This window comes from Corynebacterium sp. p3-SID1056 (genome assembly GCF_025152525.1).
Classification (GTDB): Bacteria; Actinomycetota; Actinomycetes; order Mycobacteriales; family Mycobacteriaceae; genus Corynebacterium.
Genome location: NZ_JALXXL010000007.1, coordinates 20,468 through 43,988 on the forward strand (window position 1 = coordinate 20,468; position 23,521 = coordinate 43,988).

The window sequence follows — 23,521 nt, forward strand, 5'->3', positions numbered from 1 at the left end:
ACCTCGTTACCAGCGTCGATCAATACATCACAGAGCCAAGACCATCGTCGTTGGGGCACACCAGTTTCAGGAGACCAGTACTGCGTTAAGAATAGGATTTTCAACCTACGATGCCCTTGGCTTTCAGATAGCTAGTAAATATCGAGGCGAGAGGTGCCCTAGCCCGTTACCTACGGATTACGAGCTCTCGGCACCAATCACCCAAGCGCTAGTCGTTATTAGCTCCGCCCATTGGTTCGTGGAGCTAAAACGTTTGGACTAGAGCTGTCCCCAGATGCCCCGAGTATCGATCACTCTCTTACCCGCAATCGCCGCTGGATTAACAGCAATGAACTCGCGGTGGTCGACCAGTACTGCTACCACGTCTGCTTGTTCGACGGCTGGCTGAAGCTGTTCCAGTTTAATGTTCGACATACCTGCAAGGCTATCGGGCAACTTCTCGACGTTCGGTTCCACAACGGTGATTGTGCAATCGGGGTTGCGTGTCGCTAGTTCCTTGACGATATTGAGCGCCGGAGACTCCCTTAGATCGTCAATGTCCGCTTTGAACGCGATTCCAAGTGCAGCAACGTTCTTTCCATTCGTTTCCTTAAGCGCCGACTGGATTTTCTGCAACACAAACTCCGGCTTGTGATCGTTAATTTCACGAGCCTGGCGAATAATTTTTGCCTCTTCCGGTACCGCTGACACGATGAACCACGGGTCTACAGCGATGCAGTGCCCACCTACGCCGGGGCCTGGCTTTAAAATATTCACCCGAGGGTGGTGATTTGCAAGATCGATCAGTTCCCAAACATCGATGCCCAGACGGTCACAAATCAGAGAAAGCTCGTTTGCAAATGCAATGTTGACATCACGGAATGAATTCTCAGTGAGCTTTGCCATCTCTGCTGTCGTAGCATCCGTAAGAAGCAGCTCGGCGGTGCAGAAAGTGGAATACAGATCGCGGGCGAGCTCAGTACCTCGGCGGGTAAGGCCGCCGATGACCCGATCGTTATTCTCCATTTCCTCCATAATTTGCCCAGGAAGTACGCGCTCCGGGCAATGCGCAACAAAAATCGCGTTCTCGTCTTCTTCATTGAGTGAAAGGTCTGGGCGCTTCTCAATGATGTACTCAGCCATGTTGCGAGTAGTTCCTGGAGGAGACGTCGACTCCAAAACAACTAGTGCACCAGGGCGCAAATGCGGCGCCATCGCATCCACAGCTGCATTGATAAACTTAGTGTCGACCTGGTGATCATCGCCCTTGAACGGAGTAGGCACACAAACGATGTAGGCGTCTGCTTCGATTTGATCAAAACGAGCGGTGAGCAACCCCTTCTCCACTACGTCTTTCAGCAACTCGTCGAAACCCGGCTCGACGAACGGCACCTCGCCGCGGTTAATGGAGTCCACGTAGGTAGGGTTTACGTCCACACCTGTTACCTTGATGCCCTTCGAGGCGATAAACGCCGCCGTTGGAAGGCCAATGTAGCCAAGGCCAACGACACAGACGTTTTCGAACTGTTGCTGGGCAGCAGATGACATTGTCTTTTCCTTTCGTATTAGCCAGACCCCAAAGATGAGGAGATTCTAGGGCCCTCACTTATATTGACAAAGACTACCTTGCTTTGAAAAGTAACTCTTGCCTACGAGTACCCTATTTAATCGCGATGGTTGGAGCGAATTCATCAATCCGCTCACCGACGCCCATTAATGCGGAGATTGCGGCAATCGCGCGCTCAGCAGCTCTACCATCGCCGTAAGGATTGACTGCATTCGCCATCGCTTCGTATGCAGCATCCTGATCAAGCAAGTTTTTCGCTTCCGCAACGATCCGGTTGCGGTCAGTGCCGACGAGCTTGACTGTCCCAGCAACAACTGCTTCAGGACGTTCTGTGTTTTCACGCATGACCAAAACAGGTTTGCCCAGGGAAGGTGCTTCTTCCTGCACACCACCGGAGTCGGTGAGCACGAGGTAAGCACGGTTCAAGAGTGCAGTGAATTGGTCGTAAGGCAGAGGATCAGTGATGATGACATTCGGCAGGCTCTCCACCTCCGGCAGCACCGCATCGCGAACTTTCGGGTTCAGGTGAAGCGGTAGCGCGAACACAAAATCGGGATATGCCTTTGCAAGGTCTTGTACGGCTCCGCCAATTTCCGCCATTGCGTCAAGATTTTCGCGGCGGTGGGTGGTGACTAGGACTACCTTTTGGTCGCTATGCTGCAGCGCCTGCAGTCGCTCATCATCAAAGGTGACGTCCCATTCCTTGGCGGTCAGAAGGGCGTCGATAACCGTGTTGCCCGTGACTACGATGTCTTTGCTTCGGAAGTTTTCCCGCCTGAGATTCTCCTTCGACTGCTCGGTCGGCGCGAGGTGCAGGCTTGCGAGCTGCCCGATAATCTTGCGGTTCGCCTCTTCGGGGAACGGAGAGAAGATATTGCCAGTCCGCAGGCCAGCCTCCAGGTGGACGATTTTCACACCACGATGGAAACCTGCGAGCGCAGCGACCATTGCGGTAGACGTATCGCCCTGCGAGATGATCGCATCCGGCTGTTCTTCCTCGATGATGGGGTCCAAGCCCTGGATGGCACGGGAAACCAGCTCATTCAGACTCTGTCCTGGTTTCATCAGCCCCATGTCATGATCGGGCTCGATGCCAAAGCGCTTGTTTACCTGTTCCAGCATCTCACGGTGCTGGCCAGTTGACACTACGACAGATTCAAATCTGTCATCCTCCTCCAGTGCTTTGATGACTGGGGCCACCTTGATCGCCTCTGGGCGGGTGCCGTAGACGGTCATTACTTTGGGTTTGTGAGAAGACACGATTCCTCGCAGCCGGGTCAGATTCTAGGTACTTCTATTTAAACTACCGCATCTGAGACAACCACGTTGTCTTGGTACGTACCACAAGTATGGTGGTAGCCATGTACCAATTCGTTGTCGGAGCAGCCGCCGGGTACGTGTTCGGCACGAAAGCCGGCCGCAAGCGCTACCACCAGATTGTTAACGCCACCCAAGCGGCGATGAACTCGCCAATGACCAAGCAGGTGGTGGAGTCCACCCGCAAGGCCATTGCAAACAAAATCGACCCCGAACCACGCATGCGAGAGGTGAAGGACCTCCGCAGGGGTCGCAAGCTGCGGGGCAAGAAGAACGCAGAGCTCGAGGATCAGATCCTCGAGCCCGACGAGGACTAGTCTGCGAGTAAGCCGGCGACGATCCCGTCGAGAATGTCCTTCTCGCTGATGATGAAGGATGACGGGCCAGCTTCTCGCTCGAAAGCGTCCGTCATCTCCTCCACGACTGTTGAGCCGGATCCAATCACGTCTGCTCGCCCGGGGTGCATAGGCTCGTATTCGAGGCGCTGCTTCGCGGTGCGGGCGCGCAAATCCGCGGTGACCTGACGCATGCGGTCGAAAGGAATCTCCGACATGTGGATGCGCTCCGGGTCATAGGAGTCAAGCTCCTGTGCAAGTGCAGAGAGCGTCGTAAAGGTCCCCGCGCAGCCAACGAATGTGCGTGCTTGGGCAAAGGGAACTGCTTCGGCGGCCTCCGCGATACGCTCGCGGATGTAGGCGCGTGCTACCGCCGTTTCCTCTTCCGTGGGCGGATCGGTGCGCATGAAGCGCTCCGTGACGCGCACGCACCCCATCTGGGTGGAACGTGCCCCTTGCTCCATAACGAACTCCGTGGACCCGCCGCCGAGGTCGATAACACAGAAGGGCCCGCGTGCCGGGTCAATGTCCGCAGTGGCACCAAGGAACGACAGGTGGGCTTCCTCGTCACCGGAGATTACCTCGGCCTGCGCGCCCGGCTGGATCTGGCCGAGGAGCTCGCGAGTCATAGCGAAGAAGTCCTCACGGTTTTCCGCGTCGCGTGTCGCTGAGGTAGCGACCATGCGTACGCGCTCGACGCCTTCGGCGCGCATTCTTTCGGTGTAGGCGGCAAGCGCCTTGCGCGTGCGCTCAATTGCCTCCGGGTTAAACCTGCCGGTCTCGTCGACGCCCTGCCCGAGACGGACGATCGTGTTTTCGCGGGTGATCTCGGTGAGCGTGCCGTCGGCTTCTCGGCGAGTGATAAGCAGGCGGATGGAGTTGGTGCCGCAGTCGACGGCGGCGACGGTCAGTGGGGCGCTCATGCGAGCCCCTCCCCTGCCTCGTCGAGGGTGATGCCGAGGTCCTCGAGCCTGGGCCAGTCCGCAGGGATCGCTGTGCCGCGCAGGTTGCCGTGCTCGGCGGCAAGGGCTACGGCTTCGTCGCCGAAGCGGACGCGGCCGGGGCCTTCGGCAAGCGCGTAAGCGATAAGCACGTGGAGGCACTTCACACGTTCAGGCATCCCGCCGCCGGAGAAATCGGTCCCCAGGTCTTCGATGGCGTTGCGCTCGGCGAGGTAGTGCTCGTGCGCGGCGAGGTAGTCCTTGCGCAGGGTTTCGCTGCTGTCGGAGTCCTCGTTAAGCCGGGACTCCATCCACTTCATCACCTGGGCGACTTCGAGGCGGGACGCTTCGGCGGTGAGGCGTGGGTCTGTGAGGTAGTAGAGGGTGGGGAACGGCGTGCCGTCGTCAAGCTTTGGGGCGGTCTTGAGCACGGCGGGCTGGCCGTCGGGCGTGCGGTAGGCGATCGCGAGCACGCCGCGGGGTACGCGGCCGAGCTGGTCGGCGACTGTGGCGAGATCCTCCGGAGTGGGTGATTCATGTTGCATGAGCCATATTGTGACACAGGGCGGGGTGGGTGCTTGGACAGGAAACGGATTAGGCATCTTGAGAGAGCAACAGAGAATGCCATGAATCACTAGGCTCTTCTCTTATGAGCGACGAAAAGGTGCACCAAGCGAGCGGCGACCATGTTGCGAAACGTTTGCTCGACAAGAGCAAGGAGGCCTTCGCACTAGCTGTCGAACTTTATAACCGCCCAACGCTGCGATACCACGCAGAAGCTTGCTCAATTTTTCTTTGTAACGCATGGGAGCTCATGCTCAAAGCGCACCTGATTGAAGAAGAGGGCCTGGAGGCAATTTACTACCCCGACAATCCCGATCGAACAATCTCGCTCGAAGACTGCCTCAAAAGGATTTTCTCCAACGACAAATCACCGCTGCGGGTGAACATGCGTGAGCTCATCAGGTTTCGAAATACGAACACTCATTTCATTACTGATGAGTACGAACTTTTCTATGGTCCTTTTCTGCAAGCAGCGGTGACAAACTACGCGGAGCAGCTGGAAAACCTCCACGGCGATTCGGTGAGCGACATCATGCCAGAAAACCACCTCACACTGGCCGTGCGAAGAGGGTCGATCGAACCCGAAGTGATCCGAGCTAAATACGACCCTGCCGTTGCCAAAAAGCTTCTCGAGAACCAGAGGGACTTGGCCAGCGTTGTAGGAGACGAAGGAAATAGTTCTGTCGCCGCCGTATATGAAACTTCTCTTCGCTTAGTGAAACGCCAGCAAGACGCTGACCTGAATGTCTTTGTCACCAAAGACGCCAGCGAGGGGGTAAGCATTGTGAAAGATATTCGCGATGCCAGTAGTTATTACCCATTTCGAACTAGCGCGTGCATCGAAAAGGTTAATGCGCGCTTAAAAGGTCGGGGCGTGAAGATATTCTTCGGCGGAGAGGAGATCCCGCGATTTAACAAATTCCATTTCAACCTCTTTGTGAAGGGCCATAACTTCAAGGGCGATAGCAGGTTCAGTTACAACCGAAATAGCGCAGATGAAAACCCCTATTACGTCTATAGCCAACGAGCAATCGAGTTCATCGTGGAACGTCTCTCTAAGGAGCCGGATACGTACCTAGACAAACTAAAACACCATTCAACCAGCGCAAAGTAAAAGACACCAACCCCCGGAGCAAAGGAATTCTCGGCCTGAAGCCTTACTCCCATTCGGGAACCCAGCTTTATCCTTCTCGGGTTGGTGCCTACGCCCAAGGCTACTGTGCCGGCGCATCTCTGGCAAGAGCAAATCAGTTCAGTACCGCTACTCCTCGGTGTCCTCGGCAACTCCGCCAACTTCCTCTGGAACAGCTGAGGTGAGATCGGTCTGGGATGCATCTGTTGGTTGTTCGGAATGCTCCGTTGGCGCAGGAGCGTCCGGCTCCGGGAGTTCGCGGAGAGAATCCCACATGACTTCGCTCCAGGAGCGCTCGTCTGGGACCTCGTCGGTGGTGATGGACGGACTGTGGGACATCCGCGGGTCGATGATGCGCCACGCGGACTCCCCTTCTGCCATCACGCCGAGGCGGCGGCGCGCCTCCTGCTCCACGTAGGCGGGATCCTCGTACTTGGCGATGTCTGCTTCCAGCTCCGCCTTGCGGCGCTCGAGCTGCTCGATGGAAGACTGCGCACGGGCGATCTCGGCGCGGCCCTCGTAGTAGTTGCGCAGCGGGACGGCGATGGCGATGAGGACGGCGATCACCAGGGCGATCAGGATCGCGGTGCTGGTGATGTCTTGCTGGAACATCGCCGGGAGGCGGCGCTTCTTCGCCGTTGCCTTGGCGGCGCGTTGGTCCTTGCCGCGCTCGCGGGAGGCCACCGGAACGGTGCGGGGCGTTTTGCCTCGCCCGCGTTTCCGGTTCGTGGACTGCGATGCGCGTGGGGACATAGTGGTATTTGAGTCTAGTCCGTCGGCCTATGCGTGCGCGTAGGCGCGCGGGAATGCGAACGCCCCCTCCGGCCGCGGCGCGGGGCCGGGCGAAGGGGGCGTCGATAAGCAGGCGGGGCCTACTTGAAGCGCGGGAATGCGGAGCGGCCTGCGTAGACGGCAGCGTCGTCAAGCTCCTGCTCGATGCGCAGCAGCTGGTTGTACTTCGCCACGCGCTCGGAGCGAGCCGGGGCACCGGTCTTGATCTGGCCGCAGCCAAGGGCGACGGCGAGGTCGGCGATGGTGGTGTCCTCGGTCTCGCCGGAACGGTGCGACATCATGGTGCGGTAGCCATTGCGGTGTGCGAGGTCGACTGCGTCGAAGGTCTCGGTGAGGGTACCGATCTGGTTGACCTTGACCAGCAGGGCGTTGGCGGCCTTCTCCTCGATACCGCGGGCGAGGCGCTCCGGGTTGGTGACGAAGAAGTCGTCGCCGACGATCTGGACCTTGTCGCCGATAGCGGCGGTGAGCTTGGTGTAGCCCTCCCAGTCGTCCTCCTGCAGCGGGTCCTCGATGGAGACGATCGGGTACTCGTTGATCAGCTCCTCGTAGACCTTGGCCATGTCCTCGGCGGAGTGCTCGCCGCCCTCGAACTTGTACACGCCGTCCTCGAAGAACTCGGAGGATGCGACGTCGAGCGCCAGGGCGATGTCCTCGCCCGGCTTCAGGCCGGCCTTCTTGATGGCCTCGACGATGAGGTCGAGCGCAGCCTTGGTGGACTCGACGGACGGAGCGAAGCCGCCCTCGTCGCCCAGGCCGGTGGACAGGCCCTTGTCCTTAATCACGGACTTGAGCGCATGGTAGACCTCAGCACCCATGCGCAGCGCCTCAGCGAAGGACTCCGCACCGATCGGGGCGATCATAAACTCCTGGACGTCCACACCGGAGTCCGCGTGCGCGCCGCCGTTGAGGATGTTCATCATCGGCACCGGCAGGATGTGTGCGTTCGGGCCGCCGATGTAGCGGTACAGCGGGAGGCCGGCGGACTCTGCGGCGGCCTTCGCCGCTGCGATGGATACGCCCAGGATGGCGTTCGCACCCAGGCGGGACTTGTTGTCGGTGCCGTCCAGCTCGATCATGGCCTGGTCGATCAGGCGCTGGTCATCCGCCTCGATGCCGGCGATGGCGTCAGCGATCTCCTCGTTGACGTTCTCCACGGCCTTCTGCACGCCCTTGCCCAGGTAGCGGTCGCCGCCGTCGCGCAGCTCGTGCGCCTCGTGCACACCGGTCGACGCGCCAGACGGGACGCCTGCAATACCGTTGGACATGTCGTCCAGCAGCACCTCGGCCTCGACGGTGGGGTTACCGCGGGAATCAAGGATCTCGCGAGCGAAGGCGTGGATAATCATAGCCATTTTTGGACACAACTCCTTAGAAGAGTGAATGGAAGTTTCCAGCCACCAATTGTTCCAGAACTTCGCCGAAAATGCTTGCGCGTGGTGCGATTTTCGACGCTAGCGGCGGGCGGGCTGGTTCAGCGCGTAGTTTGCCGCGGCCTCGCGGACCTTGGCCACGTAATCGTTGGAGTTGTTGTAGCCGAACACGGCGGCGCGCCAGCCCTGCTCGGTGGCCAGGTCGCCGCCCTTTGCGCACAACAGGTTGGCGGCGGCGAGTGCGGAGTCGTCGATTTGCTGCGGGTCTGGGTAGCCGTCGCCGTCCGCGTCGCGGCCGTAGTGATACCAGGACTCCGGGATGAACTGCATGGGGCCGAGTGCGCGGTCGTAGACCGTGTCGCCGTCGAGTACCCCGCCGTCGGTGTCGTGGACCGTAGCGAAGCTTTCCGAGCCGTCGAGCGCCGGGCCGATGATATGGGGGTCGGCCACGCCCGCCTCGTTGAGCCGGCCCGGGTCGAAGGCGTGGCCGGTGTAGGTGCCGTGGCGGGTTTCCACCCAGCCAATGCCCGCGAGCGTGTTCCACGAGATATGGCAGGCGGGCCAGGCATCGGCAGCGATAAGCGCGGCGTTGCCGTAGGCGCGGACGGCCTGCGGGTCGATGCCGGTGGCGTCGGCGATCGGCGCGGCCCACTCGGCGAGCTGGTCGGCGGTGCGGCCGGGGCCGTGGACGTCGATAAGCGGCGGTGCCTCTGCTGCGGCCGGCGGAATGGTGTCGGGGACCGGCTCGCGGTTTTGGCCGGGCATTGGCTCGCCGAGGAAGGACAGTACCCACGCCACAAGCGAGATCGCCAGGATGATGGCAAGCGTAACCACGAGGAGCCCGGCGCAGCCGCAGCCCCTTGCGATGCGGCGAGGATTTGTCATAAGGGCACAGCTTACCCACGGCCCGTTGGGCATTGATGGTGGGCGGGAACGACCTGTTCGGTCGTCACATTGGCCACCTAATTCACACCTGTCACTTCAGTTACGTGTAGGCTGTTGCGCGAGCGGTCACGCTTCGTGGCCGACGCTTCCTCAGAACCCATTCGAAAGGACCCGAAACCATGAAGCGCATCACCACCGCCCTCGTTGCTGGCGCACTCGCATTCGGCGCGCTCGCCGCACCTGCGAACGCGCAGACCAACTACGCCGAGCTCATCCGCGCGCTCAACGGCAATGTGAAGACCATGGACTGCAACGCCCTGCGCACCGTCGTGCGCGGCGCTGGCTTAGCCAACGAGAACACCACCCGCTCCGAGTTCGTGGGCAACGTAAACAAGGCCGTCGGCGAGGATGCTGCGCTGCGCCTCGTTGCTGCGCCGACCGTGAACACGCTGGGCGACCGCGCGCTGGAGTGCGGCGTTGTCAAGCCGGACGAGGTCACCCCGCTCAACCAGGCCATCGCCATGAGCTCGCAGATGTCCTCGCAGGCGGGCCTGCCGGAGATCCGTAACCTGATCCCGGCGCTGCCGGCGCGCTAGTCGGGGTTACTCGGCCTGTTCGCGGGCCTTGCCCTCGGTCCAGAGGCGCTCCTGCGTTTCTAGGTCGACCAGGCCCGTTGAGCCGTCGAAGAAGTACGGGGCGCGCACACGCATCTTTTCCACGAACGCCGCCGCGACGTCCGCGAAGTCGAAAGCTTCGCGCTCGGCGGCGATTTCGGCATGGAAGAGGACCTGCAGGAGGACGTCGGAAAGCTCTTTTTTGAGCTCCTCATCGACGGCCCCCGACTCGATTGCCTCGGCCAGCTCCGCTGCCTCCTCGCGCAGGTAGGGCACGAGTTTTTCGTGCGACATGGTGCGCTCCCACTCGCCGCGGCGGCGGGCCTGCCCCATCACGCGCACGGCCTCGGCCACGGGGTCTTGCAGGGAGGGCACGGTGAGGATCTCCTCCCCGGCTGCCGCGCGCTCGCGGACCTGGGGGTCGTCGGGGTCGGTTGTGATCAGCCACGGGGTGCCCACCGTGGAGGCGGGGTTGAGCGACCAGCGCACCGAAATGGGCACCTCCGCCGTAAACTCCAGCGGACCCACGAGCCTCTGCGCAACGTCCACCGGCACCATCTGCGGCCACCGAGCATCAAGCACCAACACAGTCATACACCGCATTGTAAACGCGGGGCGTTGCCACCAACGCGTGCGGACATGCAAGGATAGACCCATGACTATCGCAGAAGCGCTTGCCGCCCAGAAACCGACCGCCGAGGACGTCGCCGCAGCGTCGTCGACCTTCTCCCCCATCCGCTGGAAAACCGGCTGGCCACACCACCTGCGCCGCGTCCCGCCCTTCCGCGACGACGCGACCGCGTCGCTGACCCGCCGCGATGTCTTCCTCTTCGCGCAGGACGTGGTGGACTCCGGCTATAACCGCGACCAGATCATCGACTTCCTCGGTGCCGCGTTTGCCTATGCAGCTGGCCAGAGCAACCAGGTCCTGCAGCTGCAGCAGTTTTTGCGCAACAAGCACAACGCCAACCAGCTACTGCAGGCCATCCGTGGGATTGAGGGCAAGGACGCGGTCGCGGCCTACGGGTCTCTGGTTGCGACCGGGCTTGCACCGAAGTTCGCCTCGCACCTGGCGTACTTCCTCGCCGGGCCACAGGAGGCCGCGGACGAGAAGCCGGTGATTATCTGCTCCAAGCGCGCGGCCGCAGCCGGGCTGGAGAAAACCGCCGACTGGACGGCAGAAGACTACGCCGAGTACCTCGCCGCGCTGAAGAAGGCGCGCGACGAGTACGACGCGTCACTGCCGCTGGATGCGGTCGAGTACGCGATCCGCAAGAACGCGGAGAACTAGCTACTCAAGCCGGCACCCGCAGTGCCGAGGTTGTTGAACTTGTAGCCGATAGCCAGGAAGAAGCCGATCACCGGTGCGAAGGGAGCGACGTTTGCGTCCGTGGTGATCGTCTTCGGGTAGCCGGAGAACTCCGTGATCTTCTGATCCTTGACATAGCACCCCTGCATGCCTGCTTTGGCGTTTGACATACAGAGAACGCGATCGCCGTCGAACTTGCCAACGACGCGCACGCCCTGCGTGCCATAGTCGAAGAAACGGCGGTCACCCAGCCGGATGACCTCGTAGCTGCGCCAGGCCGTGGCGTAGCCGGGGTCCGACGGGTAGTCCTCCTCGGGGACGTAGTAGCCGCCGGTCCAGTCGGGGCCTTCGAAAGGCTCGTCCGCGAGCGCGGTGCCGGTGCCGACGACGGAGGTGGCGGAAAGTACAAGAGCTGCTGAGAGAGCGGCGACGCGGGCCGCGTGTGTGTTCTTGGTCATACTCTAGAAATCTACGCGCAGACGGCTGGCGTTACAGGCGTCGTGATTGTTTTGGTACGGAAAACTGACGCGGCCGTGACGCGCGCTCACGCTCGCGAGGCGCGGTCGTTGAGCTCCCGGCGCGCCTGCTCGAGTGCGACCAGGTCGGAGAAAAGCGCGTTGTAGGCCTCCGGCTCCTCCGAGGGTCGCATGCGCTCGAGCTGGGATTTCAGCTGCGCGATCTGGTCGCCCACGCGAGTTTCCTGCAGTCGAGAGAGGACGGAGTCGACGTAGCGGTCGATGTCGTCGGCGTGGATCGGCTCGACGGCGAGCTCAGAGACGAAGTTACGTCCGGCAAGGTCGCGCATCTCGCCGGCGACCGCGGCGAGGAAGTTCGGGCCGTGCTCTTCCGCGGCAGCTACGCCCCCGGCGGCACCGATGGCCTCGCGGACTTGGCGGTAGGCGTCGTTGGTGAATGCGTCCGGGTTGATGCCCTCGAAATACGTACCGGCCTTGTCCGGGTACTGCAGCGCGACCTTGAGCGCTTCGCGCTGGGGCCACAGGATCGGGTCCCGCGGGTTCGGCGGCTGCAGCGCGGGCGGTTGGCCGGGTGCTGCGGTTTCTGTGTCGCGCTTGACCGCGACGCGGCGCTGGTCCTTCTTCGGGCGTTTTGCCTCGGCGCGTACCTGGTCGAGGACTTCGTCCGGGTTGGGCCAGCCCACCCAACCGGCCAGCCTGCGTGCGTACTCCTTTTGCAGGACTTGATCCTCGATGGCGGCGACGACGGGCACGGTGCGTCGTAAAGCTTGCACCCGGCCTTCAGCGGAATCGAGCGAGTAGTCCTTGAGCAGCGACTCGATGACGAACTCGAACATGGGCACGCGGCGGGCGACGAGGTCGCGCAGGGCCGCATCGCCCTGGGCCAGGCGCAGGTCGCAGGGGTCCATGCCTTCGGGCGCAACCGCGACGAAGGACTGGCCGGTGAACTGCTGGTCCCCCTCGAAGGCGCGCATCGCGGCCTTCTGGCCGGCCTCGTCGCCGTCGAAGGTATAGATGAGCTCGCCACGGAAGTAGCTGTCGTCGAGCATGTGGCGGCGGATGGCGGCGAGGTGCTCCGCACCGAAGGCGGTGCCGCAGGAGGCGACGGCGGTGGTCACGCCCGCAGCGTGCATCGCCATCACGTCCGTGTAGCCCTCGACGATGACGGTCTGGTGGCGCTCGGAAATGTTGCGCTTGGCCAGATCCAGCCCGAAGAGCACCTTGGACTTGTGGTACAGCAAGGTGTCCTGGGTGTTCATGTACTTGCCCATGGGGTCGTCGTCGAAAAGCTTGCGGGCACCGAAGCCGATCGTGTTGCCGGCCGCGTCCTTGATCGGCCAGATCAGGCGGCGGCGGAACTTGTCGATGGGTCCGCGGCGGCCCATGGAGGAAATGCCGGCGTCGATAAGCTCTTGCACCTCGAAGCCGCGGCGCAGCAGGTGCTTGGTCAGGGTGTCCCAGCCGTCAGGCGCGTAGCCGCACTCGAAGCGGTAGATGAGCTCCTTGTCGAAGCCGCGCTCCAGCAGGAAATTGCGGCCAGGCTCGGCCTCGGGGGTCTCGAGCTGCTCGCGGTAGAACTCGTGCGCCGCCTTGTTGGCCGCCAGCAGGCGCTTGCGGGTGCCGGGCTTGACGTCGCGCGCGCCCGTGGAACCGCCCTGGTAATTGATGTGGTAGCCGATCGTGTCCGCGACCGCCTCGACCGCCTCCGGGAAGGTCAGCTGCTCCAACTCCATGAGGAAGTTGAAGACATCGCCACCCTTGCCGGTGGAAAAACAGTGGTAGTAGCCGCGCGCGGGGCGGACGTGGAAACTCGGCGTCTTCTCGTCCTTGAAGGGGCTTAAGCCCTTCAGCGAATCGTGGCCGGCCGGCTTGAGCTGGACGTACTCGCCGACGATCTCTTCGATCGCCGCGCGCTCGCGGATCGCCTCGATGTCGCTTTCCGGAATCCTGCCCCTTGCCATGCGCCCATCCTATCCCGCAACGCAAAACGACCGGATGCGCGTGCCGCTATCAGAACATTTTCTCAACGCGCGGGGTGCTCACCGGCGTCAGGCGCTGGCCATCGACGCGGTAGGTTCCCTCGACGAGGAGCGAAGGTGCCGCCATCGCGTCGCCCTCGTCAGCGGCCCCGTACTTCAGGCGTACGGTGTCGCCCTCCGTGTCGAAGACGTAGAACGGCCGGCGCGCCAGCGGACGCTGCGGATCAACCTGCAGGCCGCTACGGTTCTCGCCGACCCCGACGAAATTCAGGTCCTTGTCCAAGAGGAAGAGACTCTGCGGCCACCCGACGCCGCCTGCGAAGCACTGCGCGACCAGCAGGATCCGCTCCTCGCCGTCGACGGTGATCTGCTTCGCGTTGACGGTGCGCGGGGCGTCGACGCTCTCGCCGACACGCGTCCGAATGTCAACGAACCCACCGGTGTAGGTGATCGCCGATTCTTCCAAACGGCCGTCGTGCAGCCGCCCGCCGTTGTGCCCGCATACCGCGGGGATCTGCATGTTGAGCATCTTGCGCTTCAGCTCATCTGATACCTCAGTGCCCTCGCTCTCCGTCGTTACGCCGCTGTCCTTGTCAGCACAGCCAAGGTCCCACTTCTTCTTCAGCGCCTCGTTTTTCAGCTTGAGGCTGAAAAACTCCAGCGCTGCCCAGTCGCCCAACAGGGCTCCAGTCGGTGACTCAACGGTGATCTCGCCCTTCGGCGCGTTGAGTGTCAGCGTCGCGTCGCAAATTTCTTTCTTCCGTTCCGCTTTGGCCTCAAGGCTTGCGCCAAGCGCACCGTTGAATGTCTTCCACAGACCGGCGGTCACCTGCGCGCCGGGCTCGATCTTCGCGGTAAAAGCGACCTCCCCGTTCTTTAGCTCAGATGTCACCTTCGCTGGGGAAACTTCGCGGGAAATCTGCTCGAGTCGGTCTTCAGAAGCATCGAACTTGTAGCCAATGACCTGTTCCTTCGAGGCGTCGAGGGTGATCCCCCATGCGCTCTCGGCGGAGAGTTTCGACGCAAAGGTAGGCTCAATCCCTGTCTCCAGGTAAATCCACACGGGCCCTGCCGGGAACGTCCACTGCCTCGTCGCAGAAAAACGCTTCTGCAATTCCTTCTCGACGATCTTGCCCAGGTCCTCACCAAGGTCAACCTTGGCGCTTGTTTTGGCGTTGAAGTTCACGTTCAGCTTCGTTGTCAGCTCAAAGCTCTTATCCGCTTCCTTCTCGGCGCTTTCCTTATCCAGGCCGAGCTGCGTGGTGAAGGTTGCGGTGCCGGTAAGCTTTGCCTCGGACAGTGCATCGGCACCTGCGATCTTCTTCGCCTTGGCGAGCTTCTTCATGTCCGCCTCCAGCTTCAGTTGCGCTTCTCTGCCCGCATCCGCCGTCTGCACCGCGTCGATCTCTACGCCGGTCACCGGGTCCGTAATTTTCATCGGCTCGGCGGTGTACAGGACGCCGTCGAACTTCACCTCGCCCTTCGTGTACTCGATGACGTCATCGAGGATTCCGGGCTTAGTTACGACGGTGACGCCTTCCTCGCCCTGCTCGACCTTGAGGATCTTCGCCAACGCCGCACCGGGGAACTTCGCGCTCGGTGGGATGGACAGCACATCGCCAGCGCGCAGACCCAGCTGTGCAAACTCCTCGTTGCTCAATGTGATTGTCGAGCCAATCTCGTCCGCACCGCCCGGAAACAGCACCGCCGCCTGCTGCGTAGAAACGTTGCGGGCCTGCGGATTGACCTTGTACACAGTCCCGTTATCGGCCCGGTACTCATCCGGTTTCAGGCCAATGCGCGAGCTTCCGCCTGCGCCCGAGGACCCGCCCGGTGTCTTGGACGTCATCGCCACAATCGTCGCGATGATCGCCAACACCCCGGCAACCGATGCTACGCCGACGAGCTCACCCGGCAGCACGACGTTTCCGACCCGCACCGACTGCATCTTCGGCAGCTGCGGGCCGGCCGCGTAAGGATCCTCCACGCTCGAGCCGAACTCAACCTCCTGCGCGGGGGCAGACACTGCCCCCGCGCCCAATGCCAACGACACGCCTATTGCAACGGTTGCGCGGCGCAAGCCTTTGACCTGTGTTCTCATGTGCTGCCTTTCGCAGGGCACGGCTTCGTGACCAACGCAAAGCCGCACTGATTTGTAATTCTCGACAGCAGCTTATACCAAATACCCAGTGTCTACTACGGATTTTGCTAGGCACTTCGCAAGCACTTTGGGGCTGCTCTGATGCAATGGCACAATGGCTCAGCGTGAGCCGAACATCGAAGAACACCGCCGTCGGCGTCGTCATTGTCGCCGCAGCGCTCCTCATCAATACGTTCCTCCCTACCAGCGACTCCAGCGGCGCTGGTGATGTCGGCGATCTCGACCCCTGCCAGGACCTGCCGTCGGAGGCACGAGACACCATCTCGCTTGTGCAAGAGGGCGGGCCATACCCCTACCCCGACAACGACGACGCGCGCTTCGGCAACTACGAAGGCGTCCTGCCCGACGAGAAGCTCGGCTACTACCGCGAGTACACCGTGGACACGCCCGGGGTGTCGCACCGCGGCGCGCGGCGTATCGTCACTGGCGGCGAAGGCGACCCCGAGGTGTGGTACTACACCGACGACCACTACGAATCCTTCTGCGAGGTGACCGATGTATAGAACAGGACACGGCCGAAGCCGAAACCCAGTACTGCTCACCGCGCCGGTTGGCAGCGTCGCTGACGTCTGCGCCGCGCTTTCCGTGGCCGTGTTCGGTCCTAAGCGGCCCGCGCCGACGAACCTCGACGGCCTTGCGGATTTGCTGCGGGAGGCGCACCCGGCGCGCGTAGTCGCCTGCGACTGGCAGCTACCGGCGGATGAGACGCGGAAAGTCGTGGCGGTGTTTCGGGATAACCGCGTGGAACTTGTGCGGTAACGGGCCTGCGATGCGTTGACGACTGGTTTTGGTTTCGGCCAAACCAGTCGTCAGCGTTTTTGCTACCACAAAAGCCCAGGTCGAAGTGTAGTCGCGGCGCTGTTTGCGCGTTGACGACTGGTTCGCGCTGGGCCGAAACCAGTCGTCAGCGCGTGCGCCGGCCTAGAGCTGGAGGTCGGCCAGGCCGGAAAGGTCCGGCAGCTCCGGGAGTGCAAGCCCGAACTGCGGGCCGACCGTGGCGAGCAGCGCGAGCGACACGCCAAGGGCGGCGAGCAGGGAAAACACCACGACACCGGCTGTTGTACCCGCCGAGGAGGCGCGCCCCTGCCCAGGTTGCGAGCTCCCCGGCGCAGGATCCTGCTGCGTCGGCGTGCTGGTGGGCAGGTCGACGTGGGCGAGCTTGTCGCCGCTTGCCTTAAGGTCGCGGCAGTCCCACGAGGCTTGGGCAAGCACATGCTCGTAGGCCAGGCGGGTGTTGAAGTACTCGCCGGTGGCGTCGTTTTGCATGACTGCGGCGAGCGCTTCCGCCTCTTTCCTCTTTAGGCCCGGGAAGTGGCGCTCAAGCGCGCTGGTCAGCGACTGCGCGTGTGCCCGGTCGCGCACGCTGGCCTGCGGGTCGGCGTATACCGGGCGCGCCTCGCCCTCCGCAGCTTCGACGTGGGCAAGGTCCGAAACCTCTGCGCCGGTCGGGCCGAAGGGGATGTCGGCGCTCGAGGCCGAGTCGCGCACGGCGAGGTAGTGCTGCGCGAGCGACTCCGGCATGAGTTTCTTCAGCAGTTCGACGTCCGTGTACGTCTCCGCGCTTGGGAATACGCGCTCGATGGCGTGGACCCACTTCCCCACGATCAGCTTGCCGCCGAGGTCTTTCTCCTCGTCGGCGTAGGTCTTGGCAAACTCGCGCTCGGCGGCGGTGGTCACCACCGAGCAAGTCTTCTCATCCTTCGGCGCGAGGTCGGCGGCGAGGGCAGATGTGGCGGGGACAGCGAGGCTCGCGACAACGCTCGTTGCGACGATCACGGGCATCAAGAAACGGCGCATGACGGTTTCCTTTCTGTGAAATGCATACAACTCTTCTACCCCCTTCATCGTATATAGCTGGGAAAACGTAACGGGGCGTCGGGAAGCGATGGCCCCAACGGTGGGAAGATGCTGTGAGATGTGGCATACTTTTGCCCACTGTGACACGAAACACCGAAAGAAAGGTGAGCGCATGAACTCGCTCTTCCTGGTATTCATCGGCCTAGCCATGCTGGGGTCGGGCTACCTGCTGTACTCGAAATTCCTCGGAAGGCGCGTCTACCAGCTCTCCGAGAACTACCAAACGCCCGCGCACACCATGGAAGACGGCGTGGACTACGTGCCCACCAACAAGTACGTGTTGTGGGGCCACCACTTCACCTCAGTGGCCGGTGCCGCGCCCATTATCGGCCCGGCCGTCGCCGTGATCTGGGGTTGGCTACCCGCCTTCCTGTGGGTCACGCTCGGCACGGTGTTTTTTGCCGGGCTGCACGACTTGGGGGCGCTGTGGGCGTCGCAAAGGCACAAGGGCCAGTCGATCGGTACGCTGTCCGGCCGCTACATCGGCGCGCGCGGGCGCAACCTCTTCCTCGTGGTCATCTTCCTGCTGCTGCTCATGGTCAACACCGCGTTCGCCGTGGTGATCTCCAACCTGCTCATCTCCACCCCGTCGGCCGTGATCCCCACGTGGGGCGCGATCCTCGTCGCCGTGCTCATCGGCCAGGCCATCTACCGCTTCAAATGGAACCTGCCGCTCGTCTCCGTCGTCGGCGTGGTCGCGCTCTACGCGCTCATGGTGCTCGGCGACCGCGTGCCGCTCGCGTTGCCGGAGACCGTGCTGGGCATCCCGGACCGCGGCATCTGGATCATCCTGCTGTTCGCCTACGCGTTCGTCGCCTCGCTGTTGCCCGTGTGGGTGCTGCTGCAGCCGCGCGACTACATCAACGGCCTGCAGCTGTTCGTCGGCCTGATTATCCTCTACGGTTCCTTCTTCATCGTCCGCCCGGAGATTGTCGCGCCGACGCTGAATAGCGCCGTGCCGGACGGCACCCCCAGCATCTTCCCGCTGTTGTTCGTCACCATCGCCTGCGGTGCCATCTCCGGCTTCCACGGCATCGTCGCCTCCGGCACCTCGGCAAAGCAGCTGGACAAGGAAACCGACGCCCGCTTCGTCGGCTACTTCGGCGCCGTCGGCGAGGGCCTGCTCGCGCTCGGCACCATCGTCGCCACCACCGGCGGCTACAAAACGCTCACCGACTGGGAGAACGTGTACAACGAGTGGAACGCCGGCGGCGTCAACGCGTTCGTCGAGGGCGGCGGCGCGCTGATGAACCAGGGCCTGGGTATCCCCACCTCCCTGTCCGCGACGATCCTGGCCACCATGGCCGTCCTGTTCGCCGCCACCACCATGGACTCGGGCGTGCGCCTGCAGCGCATGGTCGTCGGCGAAATCGCCGAGATCATGGGCGTGAAGCTCTCCGGCCTGGTCGCCACCATCATCGCCGTTGGCGCCGCGCTCGGTTTGACGTTCTCCACCGGCCTCGACGGCTCCGGCGGCATGATCATCTGGCCGCTGTTCGGCACCACCAACCAGCTCATGGCCGGGCTCACCCTGTCTGTCCTGGTGGTCATCCTGACCAAGCTGCGCCGCCCCACCCTGCCGCTGCTGATCCCGCTCGCCTTTGTCACCCTCATGTCGCTGTGGGCCGCGGTGCTGCAGCTGCGCACGCTGTTTGAGGCCGGCAACTGGCTGCTGCTTGTCATCGACGTCGTCATCATCATCTGCGCGATCTGGGTCATCGTCGAGGCGATCACCGCGATCAGCAAGGCGCGCCGCGAGCCGGCGATCGAGTGGTCCGACGAGTATGAGCCTGCGCAGTAAGCTGGCCGCGCTCGGCGCGGGCTTAAACGAGTTCTACCAAGCGCCCTACCGGCGCGAATTCGCCCGCGCCGCACGCGAGGAAGACGACCTGTTTACCCTGCTCGTCGCCTCGGAAATGCTCGGCATCCCCAACCCCGCCAGCTACTACACGCTCGAGCTTTTGCCCTTGCTGTACGAAGACTTCCACGCCTGGCACACCCGCATGGGTATGGAACGCTCACCACTCGACGGGATCTCATGCTGCTAGACGCCCCAGTCATGTTCTTCGGCGGCAAAGGCGGCGTCGGCAAGACGACCGTCTCCGCCGCCACCGCAGTCCGCCTCGCCGCGCGCGGGCGCCGAGTCTTGCTCGTCTCCACCGACCCCGCCCACAACCTCGGCCACATCTGGGGCCAATCGCTTCTCGACGCCCCGCTCACCCTCGAGCCCCGCCTCGACGCCATCGAACTCGACCCGGCCGCAATCACCGCGCAGCACTTGCGCGCCGTCGGCGACTCGATGCGCGCCATGATGCCGGAACGCCTCCACAAAGAGGTAGACAAGCACCTGGAGATGTCGCGCCACTCCCCCGGCATGCACGAGGCGGCGCTGCTCGAGCGCATTGCGGATTTGGTTGCTGGTTCCGACTACGACCATCTGATCTTCGACACCGCACCCTCCGGCCACACCTCACGGCTCATGGCGCTGCCCGAGCTCATGGCCGCCTACACCGACGGCCTGCTCGCCCGGCGCGACAAGTCGGACAAGTTCAGCGAGCTCGTCCGCGGCATGGGCGGCGATTCTGGCGGCTCGCCTGTCGACCGCCGCAACCAGCAGATCCGCTCCACCCTGCTCAAACGGCGGAAGAAGTTCGAGCACTTACGCTCCGTACTTACCGACCCCGCCCAGTGCGTCTTCCACATCGTGCTCACCGCCGAACGCCTGCCGGTGCTGGAGTCGATGGAGTTCTACGAGGAACTCTCCTCCCACGGCGTGCACGTCGGCGGCGCGGTGGTCAACCGGCGCACGCCGGATGAGGCCGGCGAGTTCCTCGCGGCGCGCCGCCGCGTCGAGGACGACGCGCTCGCGCTGCTCGACCTGCCGGTGCCGGTGCACGAGCTGCCATGGCTGCCGGGCGAAATCGGCACGCGCGCAGCGCTCGAACAGATCGCCGCGCTGCTGTAGGCCAGCTAAAAGAACCCGTCGAACGCGGCAGCTTTCTTCGCCAACCGTTCCAGGCGCGACTCCGTCATCGACGCAATCTGGTCCACGATCACCCGCTCGCGCTCCGTATCCGTTTCCGCTGCCTCAAACCAGGTGCGGAAGATGGTGTCGAGTGTGCCCGGCGCGCCCGCGCGCAGGTACTCGTGGACGCGGAAGATACGCTCGCGCTGCCTGTCTTGGCGCGCGAGGTGTGCGGGCACGTCCATCACGTAGAGCACGGCGACGGTTTTGAGCAGGCGGACCTCGGCCTCCACGTCGGGCGGGATGACCAGGTCGCCGTGCGCCCGGCCAAGCCCGGTGGATAGTGTCTGGTTCGCCTCATCCGCGAGCGTCGCCTGCGTGACCCCGCCGACGTAGCGCCCCACCAACTGCGACGTCAACGCCTTCAGCCCCGTCCAGGACCGCAGCGTGAAGTCGAAGTCGGCGGCCGCGGCGATCGCCGGCAGGGAACGCAGCCGGTCGGCGGCATCGATGAGCGAGTCGGCGGTGCCGCCGAACGCGTCCGCGCCCTTCTCCGCCAGCGCCGCCAACTCCACGAAGTCCCACAGCACCTTCAGCGACACGCGCCCCGAGACGATGCCGTCTTCCACGTCGTGGACAGAGTAGGCGATGTCATCTGAGAAATCCATCACCTGCGCCTCCATCGGCGGCCTATCGTCGTTGTGCCCGGCGCGCGCCCAGGCGAGCACGTCGGCGTCCTCGTCGTAGGCCGAGTACTTGCGGTTGACGGTCCCGTCGGCGTTGGTGCGGGTCCGCGGGTATTTCACTGCGGCGTCGAGGCTGGCGCGAGTGAGGTTAAGGCCGTAGGACGTGGCGTCGACAAGCACTTTGGGCTCGAGGCGGGCGAGGATGCGCAGCGTTTGCGCGTTGCCTTCGAAGCCGCAGGGCGCGCACGCGTTGAGCGCGTTTTCACCGTTGTGGCCGTACGGCGGGTGGCCGATGTCGTGGGTCAGCCCGGCCATTTCGCACAGGTCAGGGTGCAGGCCGAGCCCGGCGCCGATGCCGCGGGCGATCTGGGCGACCTCGAGCGAGTGGGTCAGGCGCGTGCGCGGCGTGTCCCCGTCGCGAGGGCCGACGACCTGCGTCTTGTCGGCGAGCCGACGCAGCGCCGCGGAGTGCAGCACGCGCGCGCGGTCGCGCTCGAACGCGTCGCGCAAGTCGTGGCCGGGCGCAAGCTGCGCGTGCTTCGTGGCCTCGGGCGCGCGGCGCATGACGTCGTCGGTGTTGTAGGTGTACACGACACCCAGCGTAACGGTTACGCTTGTGGGCATGTATTCGCGCTACCTTCGCATCCTCGCCGCAGCGCCGCTGTTCGCTGCGCCCTTGCTTCTCGACGCCCCCGTGCACGCCCAGCCGCCCGCCACCGCGGCAAGCGCACCCGCCATGCTCACCGCACCGGTGACCGACGACGCCGGCGTGCTCAGCGACGCGGAACGCGCCGAACTCGAGCAGGCCGTGGCCAACGTGTCGAAGGAGAAGCACCTGTCGCTGCGGATCGTCTACGTGTCCTCGCTCGGCGGGATGAAGGGGCAGCAGTGGGCGGAGCAGGCCGTCGCCGCGAACGGCTCGAACACGGGCGTGCTCGTGGTTTCGCCCTCGGAGCGCGGTTACGGTGTGTTCGGCGGGGACGAGTGGCAGCAAAGCGAGATTGACGCGATGGATAAGGCCGCCTACGACAAGCTCGTCGACGAAGACTGGGCCGGCGCCGGCCTTGCGGCCGCAGATGCCGCGGTTTCTGGCGGCGGCGGTTCGGGCGCCGGCTGGGCCGCGGGCGGGGTCGGTGTGCTCGCGCTTGCCGGCGGCGGCGCGTGGGCGGTTAACCGGCGCAACTCCAAGAAGCGCGGCGCGGCGCAACTGGCCTCCGCGAAGGCGCTAGCGCCGGGTGACACGGATTCGCTCGGCCGCCTGCCCACGAACACGCTCGAAGAGCTGGCGCGCGAAAGCCTCGTCGCCGCCGACGAGTCCATCACGCAGGGCAAAAGCGAGCTGAAGCTGGCCAACGACGAGTTCGGTGCCGACCGCGTGCGCCCCTTTACCGCCGCGATGAACCAGGCAACCTCGACGCTGCAGCGCGCCTTCCACACGCACCAAAAGCTCTACGACGCGATCCCGGAAACCGAGCCGGAAAAACGCGCGATGCTCATCGACATCATCTCCTCCTGCGGCGAGGCCGAACAGGCGCTGCAGGCGAAAACGGAGGAGTTCAACCAGATGCGCGGCACGCTCATGCGCGCCGGCGAAGAGGTGGACAAGGTCCGCGCCCGCACGATCGACATTCGCGCCCGCCTTGAACCCGCGTCCGCGCGCTTGGCCGAGCTGCGCGAGCGCCACGCCGAGGAGGTATTGGCCTCACTCGACGACAACGTCGACGTCGCGCGCGAGTCGCTCGCCGAGGCGGAGGCGCAGCTCGAGCAGGCGTCGCAACTCGCTGCGAAGCCCGCCGGCCAGCAGGGCCCGCTTATCGACGTCCTCGCGACCGCCACCAACGCCATCGACGTTGCCGACCACAACCTCGCCGCCATCGAGCACGCCGAGGACAACCTCCGCAACGCGCAGGCGAACCTGCCCGCCCTCATCCAGGAAATCGAAGACGAACTCGTCGAGATCGAGCAGGTCAAGAGCTCGACGCAGCAGGGCGCGCGCATTGACGTCGCCGCGCTCGATGGAATCGCCGCTACCGCCCGCGAGGCGCTGAACCGCGTTGGCAACCGCGCGGAGACCGACCCGCTTGCGCTGTATACCGAGCTGACCGACCTGGATACGCGCATCGACGCCGAACTCGACCGCGCCAAAGGCGCCGCCCACGACCAGTCGCGCGCGCTGCAGCTTTTCGACCAACAAATGCAGGTCGCGACCAGCCAAATCCAGTCCGCCGAGGACCTCATCCGCTCCCGCGGCCGCATCATCGGCTCGCACGCGCGCTCGCTGCTTGCCGAGTCGCAGCGCCAGTACGCCGAGGCGCACCGGCGCCGCGTGGACGATACGCGCAACGCCATCGACTACGCCCGCGCCGCCACCGACACCGCCCGGCGCGCCTACCAGGCGGCGAAAGACGACGTTGACAATTACCGGGCGCAGCGCAACCGGCAGACAGCTAGCGACGTCGCACGTGCAGCGATGTGGGCGGCGATCTTCTCCGGCGGGGGCGGCGGCCACCACGGAGGCGGCGGTTTCGGCGGCGGAGGCGGGTTCTCCGGGGGCGGCGGGAATATCAGCCGCGGCGGTACGTTTTAGAA

23 protein-coding genes are annotated in these 23,521 nt (G+C 63.7%); 10 read left to right on the plus strand and 13 right to left on the minus strand.

Annotation, left to right across the window (positions count from 1 at the left end):
* Positions 1-258: 258 nt before the first annotated feature.
* Both wecC and wecB read right to left on the minus strand, forming a co-directional pair.
* Positions 259-1,527: a UDP-N-acetyl-D-mannosamine dehydrogenase gene (gene wecC, locus M3G14_RS07470; RefSeq protein ID WP_259925890.1), complete on the minus strand. Its 1,269-nt coding sequence runs from the start codon at positions 1,525-1,527 to the stop codon at positions 259-261.
* Between the two features lie 112 nt (positions 1,528-1,639).
* Positions 1,640-2,782, minus strand: coding sequence for a non-hydrolyzing UDP-N-acetylglucosamine 2-epimerase (gene wecB / locus M3G14_RS07475; protein WP_259925891.1), 1,143 nt, complete (start codon positions 2,780-2,782; stop codon positions 1,640-1,642).
* Between the two features lie 125 nt (positions 2,783-2,907).
* Here wecB and M3G14_RS07480 point away from each other — a divergent pair, with 125 nt between their 5' ends.
* Positions 2,908-3,180, plus strand: a complete 273-nt coding sequence (locus tag M3G14_RS07480) for a hypothetical protein (RefSeq protein WP_259925892.1) — start codon at positions 2,908-2,910, stop codon at positions 3,178-3,180.
* On the opposite strand, the gene M3G14_RS07485 is transcribed toward M3G14_RS07480, so the two are convergent.
* A complete protein-coding gene (locus M3G14_RS07485; protein ID WP_259925893.1) occupies positions 3,177-4,121 on the minus strand; it encodes a Ppx/GppA phosphatase family protein in 945 nt (314 codons plus the stop codon). The genes M3G14_RS07480 and M3G14_RS07485 overlap by 4 nt on opposite strands.
* On the minus strand, positions 4,118-4,684 hold the full coding sequence (locus tag M3G14_RS07490) for a DUF501 domain-containing protein (protein ID WP_259925894.1): 567 nt from the start codon (positions 4,682-4,684) through the stop codon (positions 4,118-4,120). Before M3G14_RS07490 ends, M3G14_RS07485 begins: the two co-directional genes overlap by 4 nt.
* Before the next feature lie 104 nt (positions 4,685-4,788).
* On the opposite strand from M3G14_RS07490, the gene M3G14_RS07495 reads away from it, so the two are divergent.
* Positions 4,789-5,817 carry a DUF3644 domain-containing protein gene (locus tag M3G14_RS07495; protein WP_259925895.1) on the plus strand — a complete coding sequence of 343 codons (1,029 nt, stop codon included), beginning with the start codon at positions 4,789-4,791 and terminating at the stop codon, positions 5,815-5,817.
* A gap of 147 nt (positions 5,818-5,964) precedes the next feature.
* Here M3G14_RS07495 and M3G14_RS07500 read toward each other — a convergent pair whose 3' ends face one another.
* The 3 genes from M3G14_RS07500 to M3G14_RS07510 all read right to left on the minus strand — a co-directional run bounded on the left by M3G14_RS07500 (position 5,965) and on the right by M3G14_RS07510 (position 8,885).
* Positions 5,965-6,588, minus strand: coding sequence for a septum formation initiator family protein (locus M3G14_RS07500; RefSeq protein WP_259925896.1), 624 nt, complete (start codon positions 6,586-6,588; stop codon positions 5,965-5,967).
* A 119-nt stretch (positions 6,589-6,707) separates the two neighbouring features.
* Positions 6,708-7,982, minus strand: coding sequence for a phosphopyruvate hydratase (gene eno / locus M3G14_RS07505; protein WP_259925897.1), 1,275 nt, complete (start codon positions 7,980-7,982; stop codon positions 6,708-6,710).
* Positions 7,983-8,081: 99 nt separating this feature from the next.
* Positions 8,082-8,885, minus strand: coding sequence for a lytic murein transglycosylase (locus M3G14_RS07510; RefSeq protein ID WP_259925905.1), 804 nt, complete (start codon positions 8,883-8,885; stop codon positions 8,082-8,084).
* Between the two features lie 179 nt (positions 8,886-9,064).
* Between M3G14_RS07510 and M3G14_RS07515 the strand changes: the two genes are divergently transcribed.
* Positions 9,065-9,481 (plus strand): hypothetical protein, encoded by a 417-nt coding sequence (locus tag M3G14_RS07515; protein ID WP_239244438.1) that lies wholly within the window; start codon positions 9,065-9,067, stop codon positions 9,479-9,481.
* A 6-nt stretch (positions 9,482-9,487) separates the two neighbouring features.
* Here the strand turns inward: M3G14_RS07515 and M3G14_RS07520 are convergent, their stop codons facing one another.
* The gene (locus M3G14_RS07520; RefSeq protein ID WP_259925907.1) at positions 9,488-10,093 is read right to left on the minus strand and encodes a MazG nucleotide pyrophosphohydrolase domain-containing protein; all 606 of its coding nucleotides are present in this window, start codon (positions 10,091-10,093) and stop codon (positions 9,488-9,490) included.
* Positions 10,094-10,154: 61 nt separating this feature from the next.
* Here M3G14_RS07520 and M3G14_RS07525 point away from each other — a divergent pair, with 61 nt between their 5' ends.
* Entirely contained in the window at positions 10,155-10,790 is a 636-nt protein-coding gene (locus tag M3G14_RS07525; protein WP_259925908.1) for a hypothetical protein, read from the plus strand.
* Here M3G14_RS07525 and M3G14_RS07530 read toward each other — a convergent pair.
* From M3G14_RS07530 to M3G14_RS07540, 3 genes are all read right to left on the minus strand, one after another.
* Positions 10,787-11,266 carry a Stf0 sulfotransferase family protein gene (locus M3G14_RS07530; RefSeq protein ID WP_259925909.1) on the minus strand — a complete coding sequence of 160 codons (480 nt, stop codon included), beginning with the start codon at positions 11,264-11,266 and terminating at the stop codon, positions 10,787-10,789. The two genes, M3G14_RS07525 and M3G14_RS07530, sit on opposite strands and share 4 nt — an antisense overlap.
* A gap of 86 nt (positions 11,267-11,352) precedes the next feature.
* Positions 11,353-13,245, minus strand: coding sequence for a DNA primase (gene dnaG / locus M3G14_RS07535; protein WP_259925911.1), 1,893 nt, complete (start codon positions 13,243-13,245; stop codon positions 11,353-11,355).
* Between the two features lie 49 nt (positions 13,246-13,294).
* A complete protein-coding gene (locus tag M3G14_RS07540; protein ID WP_259925912.1) occupies positions 13,295-15,364 on the minus strand; it encodes a hypothetical protein in 2,070 nt (689 codons plus the stop codon).
* A gap of 146 nt (positions 15,365-15,510) precedes the next feature.
* Here M3G14_RS07540 and M3G14_RS07545 point away from each other — a divergent pair, with 146 nt between their 5' ends.
* Both M3G14_RS07545 and M3G14_RS07550 read left to right on the plus strand, forming a co-directional pair.
* Positions 15,511-15,927: a ribonuclease domain-containing protein gene (locus tag M3G14_RS07545; RefSeq protein ID WP_259925913.1), complete on the plus strand. Its 417-nt coding sequence runs from the start codon at positions 15,511-15,513 to the stop codon at positions 15,925-15,927.
* A complete protein-coding gene (locus M3G14_RS07550; RefSeq protein WP_259925914.1) occupies positions 15,920-16,183 on the plus strand; it encodes a hypothetical protein in 264 nt (87 codons plus the stop codon). The genes M3G14_RS07545 and M3G14_RS07550 overlap by 8 nt, the downstream gene beginning before the upstream one ends.
* A 162-nt stretch (positions 16,184-16,345) precedes the next feature.
* Here M3G14_RS07550 and M3G14_RS07555 read toward each other — a convergent pair whose 3' ends face one another.
* Positions 16,346-17,221 carry a hypothetical protein gene (locus M3G14_RS07555; RefSeq protein WP_259925916.1) on the minus strand — a complete coding sequence of 292 codons (876 nt, stop codon included), beginning with the start codon at positions 17,219-17,221 and terminating at the stop codon, positions 16,346-16,348.
* Positions 17,222-17,393: 172 nt separating this feature from the next.
* Between M3G14_RS07555 and M3G14_RS07560 the strand changes: the two genes are divergently transcribed.
* The 3 genes from M3G14_RS07560 to M3G14_RS07570 are packed head-to-tail and all read left to right on the plus strand — an operon-like array spanning position 17,394 to position 20,246.
* Positions 17,394-19,082, plus strand: coding sequence for a carbon starvation protein A (locus M3G14_RS07560; protein ID WP_259925917.1), 1,689 nt, complete (start codon positions 17,394-17,396; stop codon positions 19,080-19,082).
* Positions 19,066-19,329, plus strand: coding sequence for a cory-CC-star protein (locus M3G14_RS07565; RefSeq protein ID WP_259925918.1), 264 nt, complete (start codon positions 19,066-19,068; stop codon positions 19,327-19,329). The genes M3G14_RS07560 and M3G14_RS07565 overlap by 17 nt, the downstream gene beginning before the upstream one ends.
* The gene (locus M3G14_RS07570; RefSeq protein WP_259925919.1) at positions 19,320-20,246 is read left to right on the plus strand and encodes an ArsA family ATPase; all 927 of its coding nucleotides are present in this window, start codon (positions 19,320-19,322) and stop codon (positions 20,244-20,246) included. The genes M3G14_RS07565 and M3G14_RS07570 overlap by 10 nt, the downstream gene beginning before the upstream one ends.
* A 5-nt stretch (positions 20,247-20,251) precedes the next feature.
* On the opposite strand, the gene M3G14_RS07575 is transcribed toward M3G14_RS07570, so the two are convergent.
* Positions 20,252-21,556, minus strand: a complete 1,305-nt coding sequence (locus tag M3G14_RS07575) for a deoxyguanosinetriphosphate triphosphohydrolase (protein ID WP_259925920.1) — start codon at positions 21,554-21,556, stop codon at positions 20,252-20,254.
* On the opposite strand from M3G14_RS07575, the gene M3G14_RS07580 reads away from it, so the two are divergent.
* The gene (locus tag M3G14_RS07580) at positions 21,555-23,519 is read left to right on the plus strand and encodes a TPM domain-containing protein (RefSeq protein ID WP_259925921.1); all 1,965 of its coding nucleotides are present in this window, start codon (positions 21,555-21,557) and stop codon (positions 23,517-23,519) included. The two genes, M3G14_RS07575 and M3G14_RS07580, sit on opposite strands and share 2 nt — an antisense overlap.
* Positions 23,520-23,521 lie beyond the last annotated feature (2 nt).

What these genes read in the sequence shown, in the direction of transcription:
- wecC (WP_259925890.1), bottom strand. Translation starts at nt 1,527, where the DNA reads ATGTCATCTGCTGCCCAGCAACAGTTCGAAAACGTCTGTGTCGTTGGC.
- wecB (WP_259925891.1), bottom strand. Translation starts at nt 2,782, where the DNA reads ATGACCGTCTACGGCACCCGCCCAGAGGCGATCAAGGTGGCCCCAGTC.
- M3G14_RS07480 (WP_259925892.1), top strand. Translation starts at nt 2,908, where the DNA reads ATGTACCAATTCGTTGTCGGAGCAGCCGCCGGGTACGTGTTCGGCACG.
- M3G14_RS07485 (WP_259925893.1), bottom strand. Translation starts at nt 4,121, where the DNA reads ATGAGCGCCCCACTGACCGTCGCCGCCGTCGACTGCGGCACCAACTCC.
- M3G14_RS07490 (WP_259925894.1), bottom strand. Translation starts at nt 4,684, where the DNA reads ATGCAACATGAATCACCCACTCCGGAGGATCTCGCCACAGTCGCCGAC.
- M3G14_RS07495 (WP_259925895.1), top strand. Translation starts at nt 4,789, where the DNA reads ATGAGCGACGAAAAGGTGCACCAAGCGAGCGGCGACCATGTTGCGAAA.
- M3G14_RS07500 (WP_259925896.1), bottom strand. Translation starts at nt 6,588, where the DNA reads ATGTCCCCACGCGCATCGCAGTCCACGAACCGGAAACGCGGGCGAGGC.
- eno (WP_259925897.1), bottom strand. Translation starts at nt 7,982, where the DNA reads ATGGCTATGATTATCCACGCCTTCGCTCGCGAGATCCTTGATTCCCGC.
- M3G14_RS07510 (WP_259925905.1), bottom strand. Translation starts at nt 8,885, where the DNA reads ATGACAAATCCTCGCCGCATCGCAAGGGGCTGCGGCTGCGCCGGGCTC.
- M3G14_RS07515 (WP_239244438.1), top strand. Translation starts at nt 9,065, where the DNA reads ATGAAGCGCATCACCACCGCCCTCGTTGCTGGCGCACTCGCATTCGGC.
- M3G14_RS07520 (WP_259925907.1), bottom strand. Translation starts at nt 10,093, where the DNA reads ATGACTGTGTTGGTGCTTGATGCTCGGTGGCCGCAGATGGTGCCGGTG.
- M3G14_RS07525 (WP_259925908.1), top strand. Translation starts at nt 10,155, where the DNA reads ATGACTATCGCAGAAGCGCTTGCCGCCCAGAAACCGACCGCCGAGGAC.
- M3G14_RS07530 (WP_259925909.1), bottom strand. Translation starts at nt 11,266, where the DNA reads ATGACCAAGAACACACACGCGGCCCGCGTCGCCGCTCTCTCAGCAGCT.
- dnaG (WP_259925911.1), bottom strand. Translation starts at nt 13,245, where the DNA reads ATGGCAAGGGGCAGGATTCCGGAAAGCGACATCGAGGCGATCCGCGAG.
- M3G14_RS07540 (WP_259925912.1), bottom strand. Translation starts at nt 15,364, where the DNA reads ATGAGAACACAGGTCAAAGGCTTGCGCCGCGCAACCGTTGCAATAGGC.
- M3G14_RS07545 (WP_259925913.1), top strand. Translation starts at nt 15,511, where the DNA reads ATGGCACAATGGCTCAGCGTGAGCCGAACATCGAAGAACACCGCCGTC.
- M3G14_RS07550 (WP_259925914.1), top strand. Translation starts at nt 15,920, where the DNA reads ATGTATAGAACAGGACACGGCCGAAGCCGAAACCCAGTACTGCTCACC.
- M3G14_RS07555 (WP_259925916.1), bottom strand. Translation starts at nt 17,221, where the DNA reads ATGCGCCGTTTCTTGATGCCCGTGATCGTCGCAACGAGCGTTGTCGCG.
- M3G14_RS07560 (WP_259925917.1), top strand. Translation starts at nt 17,394, where the DNA reads ATGAACTCGCTCTTCCTGGTATTCATCGGCCTAGCCATGCTGGGGTCG.
- M3G14_RS07565 (WP_259925918.1), top strand. Translation starts at nt 19,066, where the DNA reads ATGAGCCTGCGCAGTAAGCTGGCCGCGCTCGGCGCGGGCTTAAACGAG.
- M3G14_RS07570 (WP_259925919.1), top strand. Translation starts at nt 19,320, where the DNA reads ATGCTGCTAGACGCCCCAGTCATGTTCTTCGGCGGCAAAGGCGGCGTC.
- M3G14_RS07580 (WP_259925921.1), top strand. Translation starts at nt 21,555, where the DNA reads ATGTATTCGCGCTACCTTCGCATCCTCGCCGCAGCGCCGCTGTTCGCT.
- M3G14_RS07575 (WP_259925920.1), bottom strand. Translation starts at nt 21,556, where the DNA reads ATGCCCACAAGCGTAACCGTTACGCTGGGTGTCGTGTACACCTACAAC.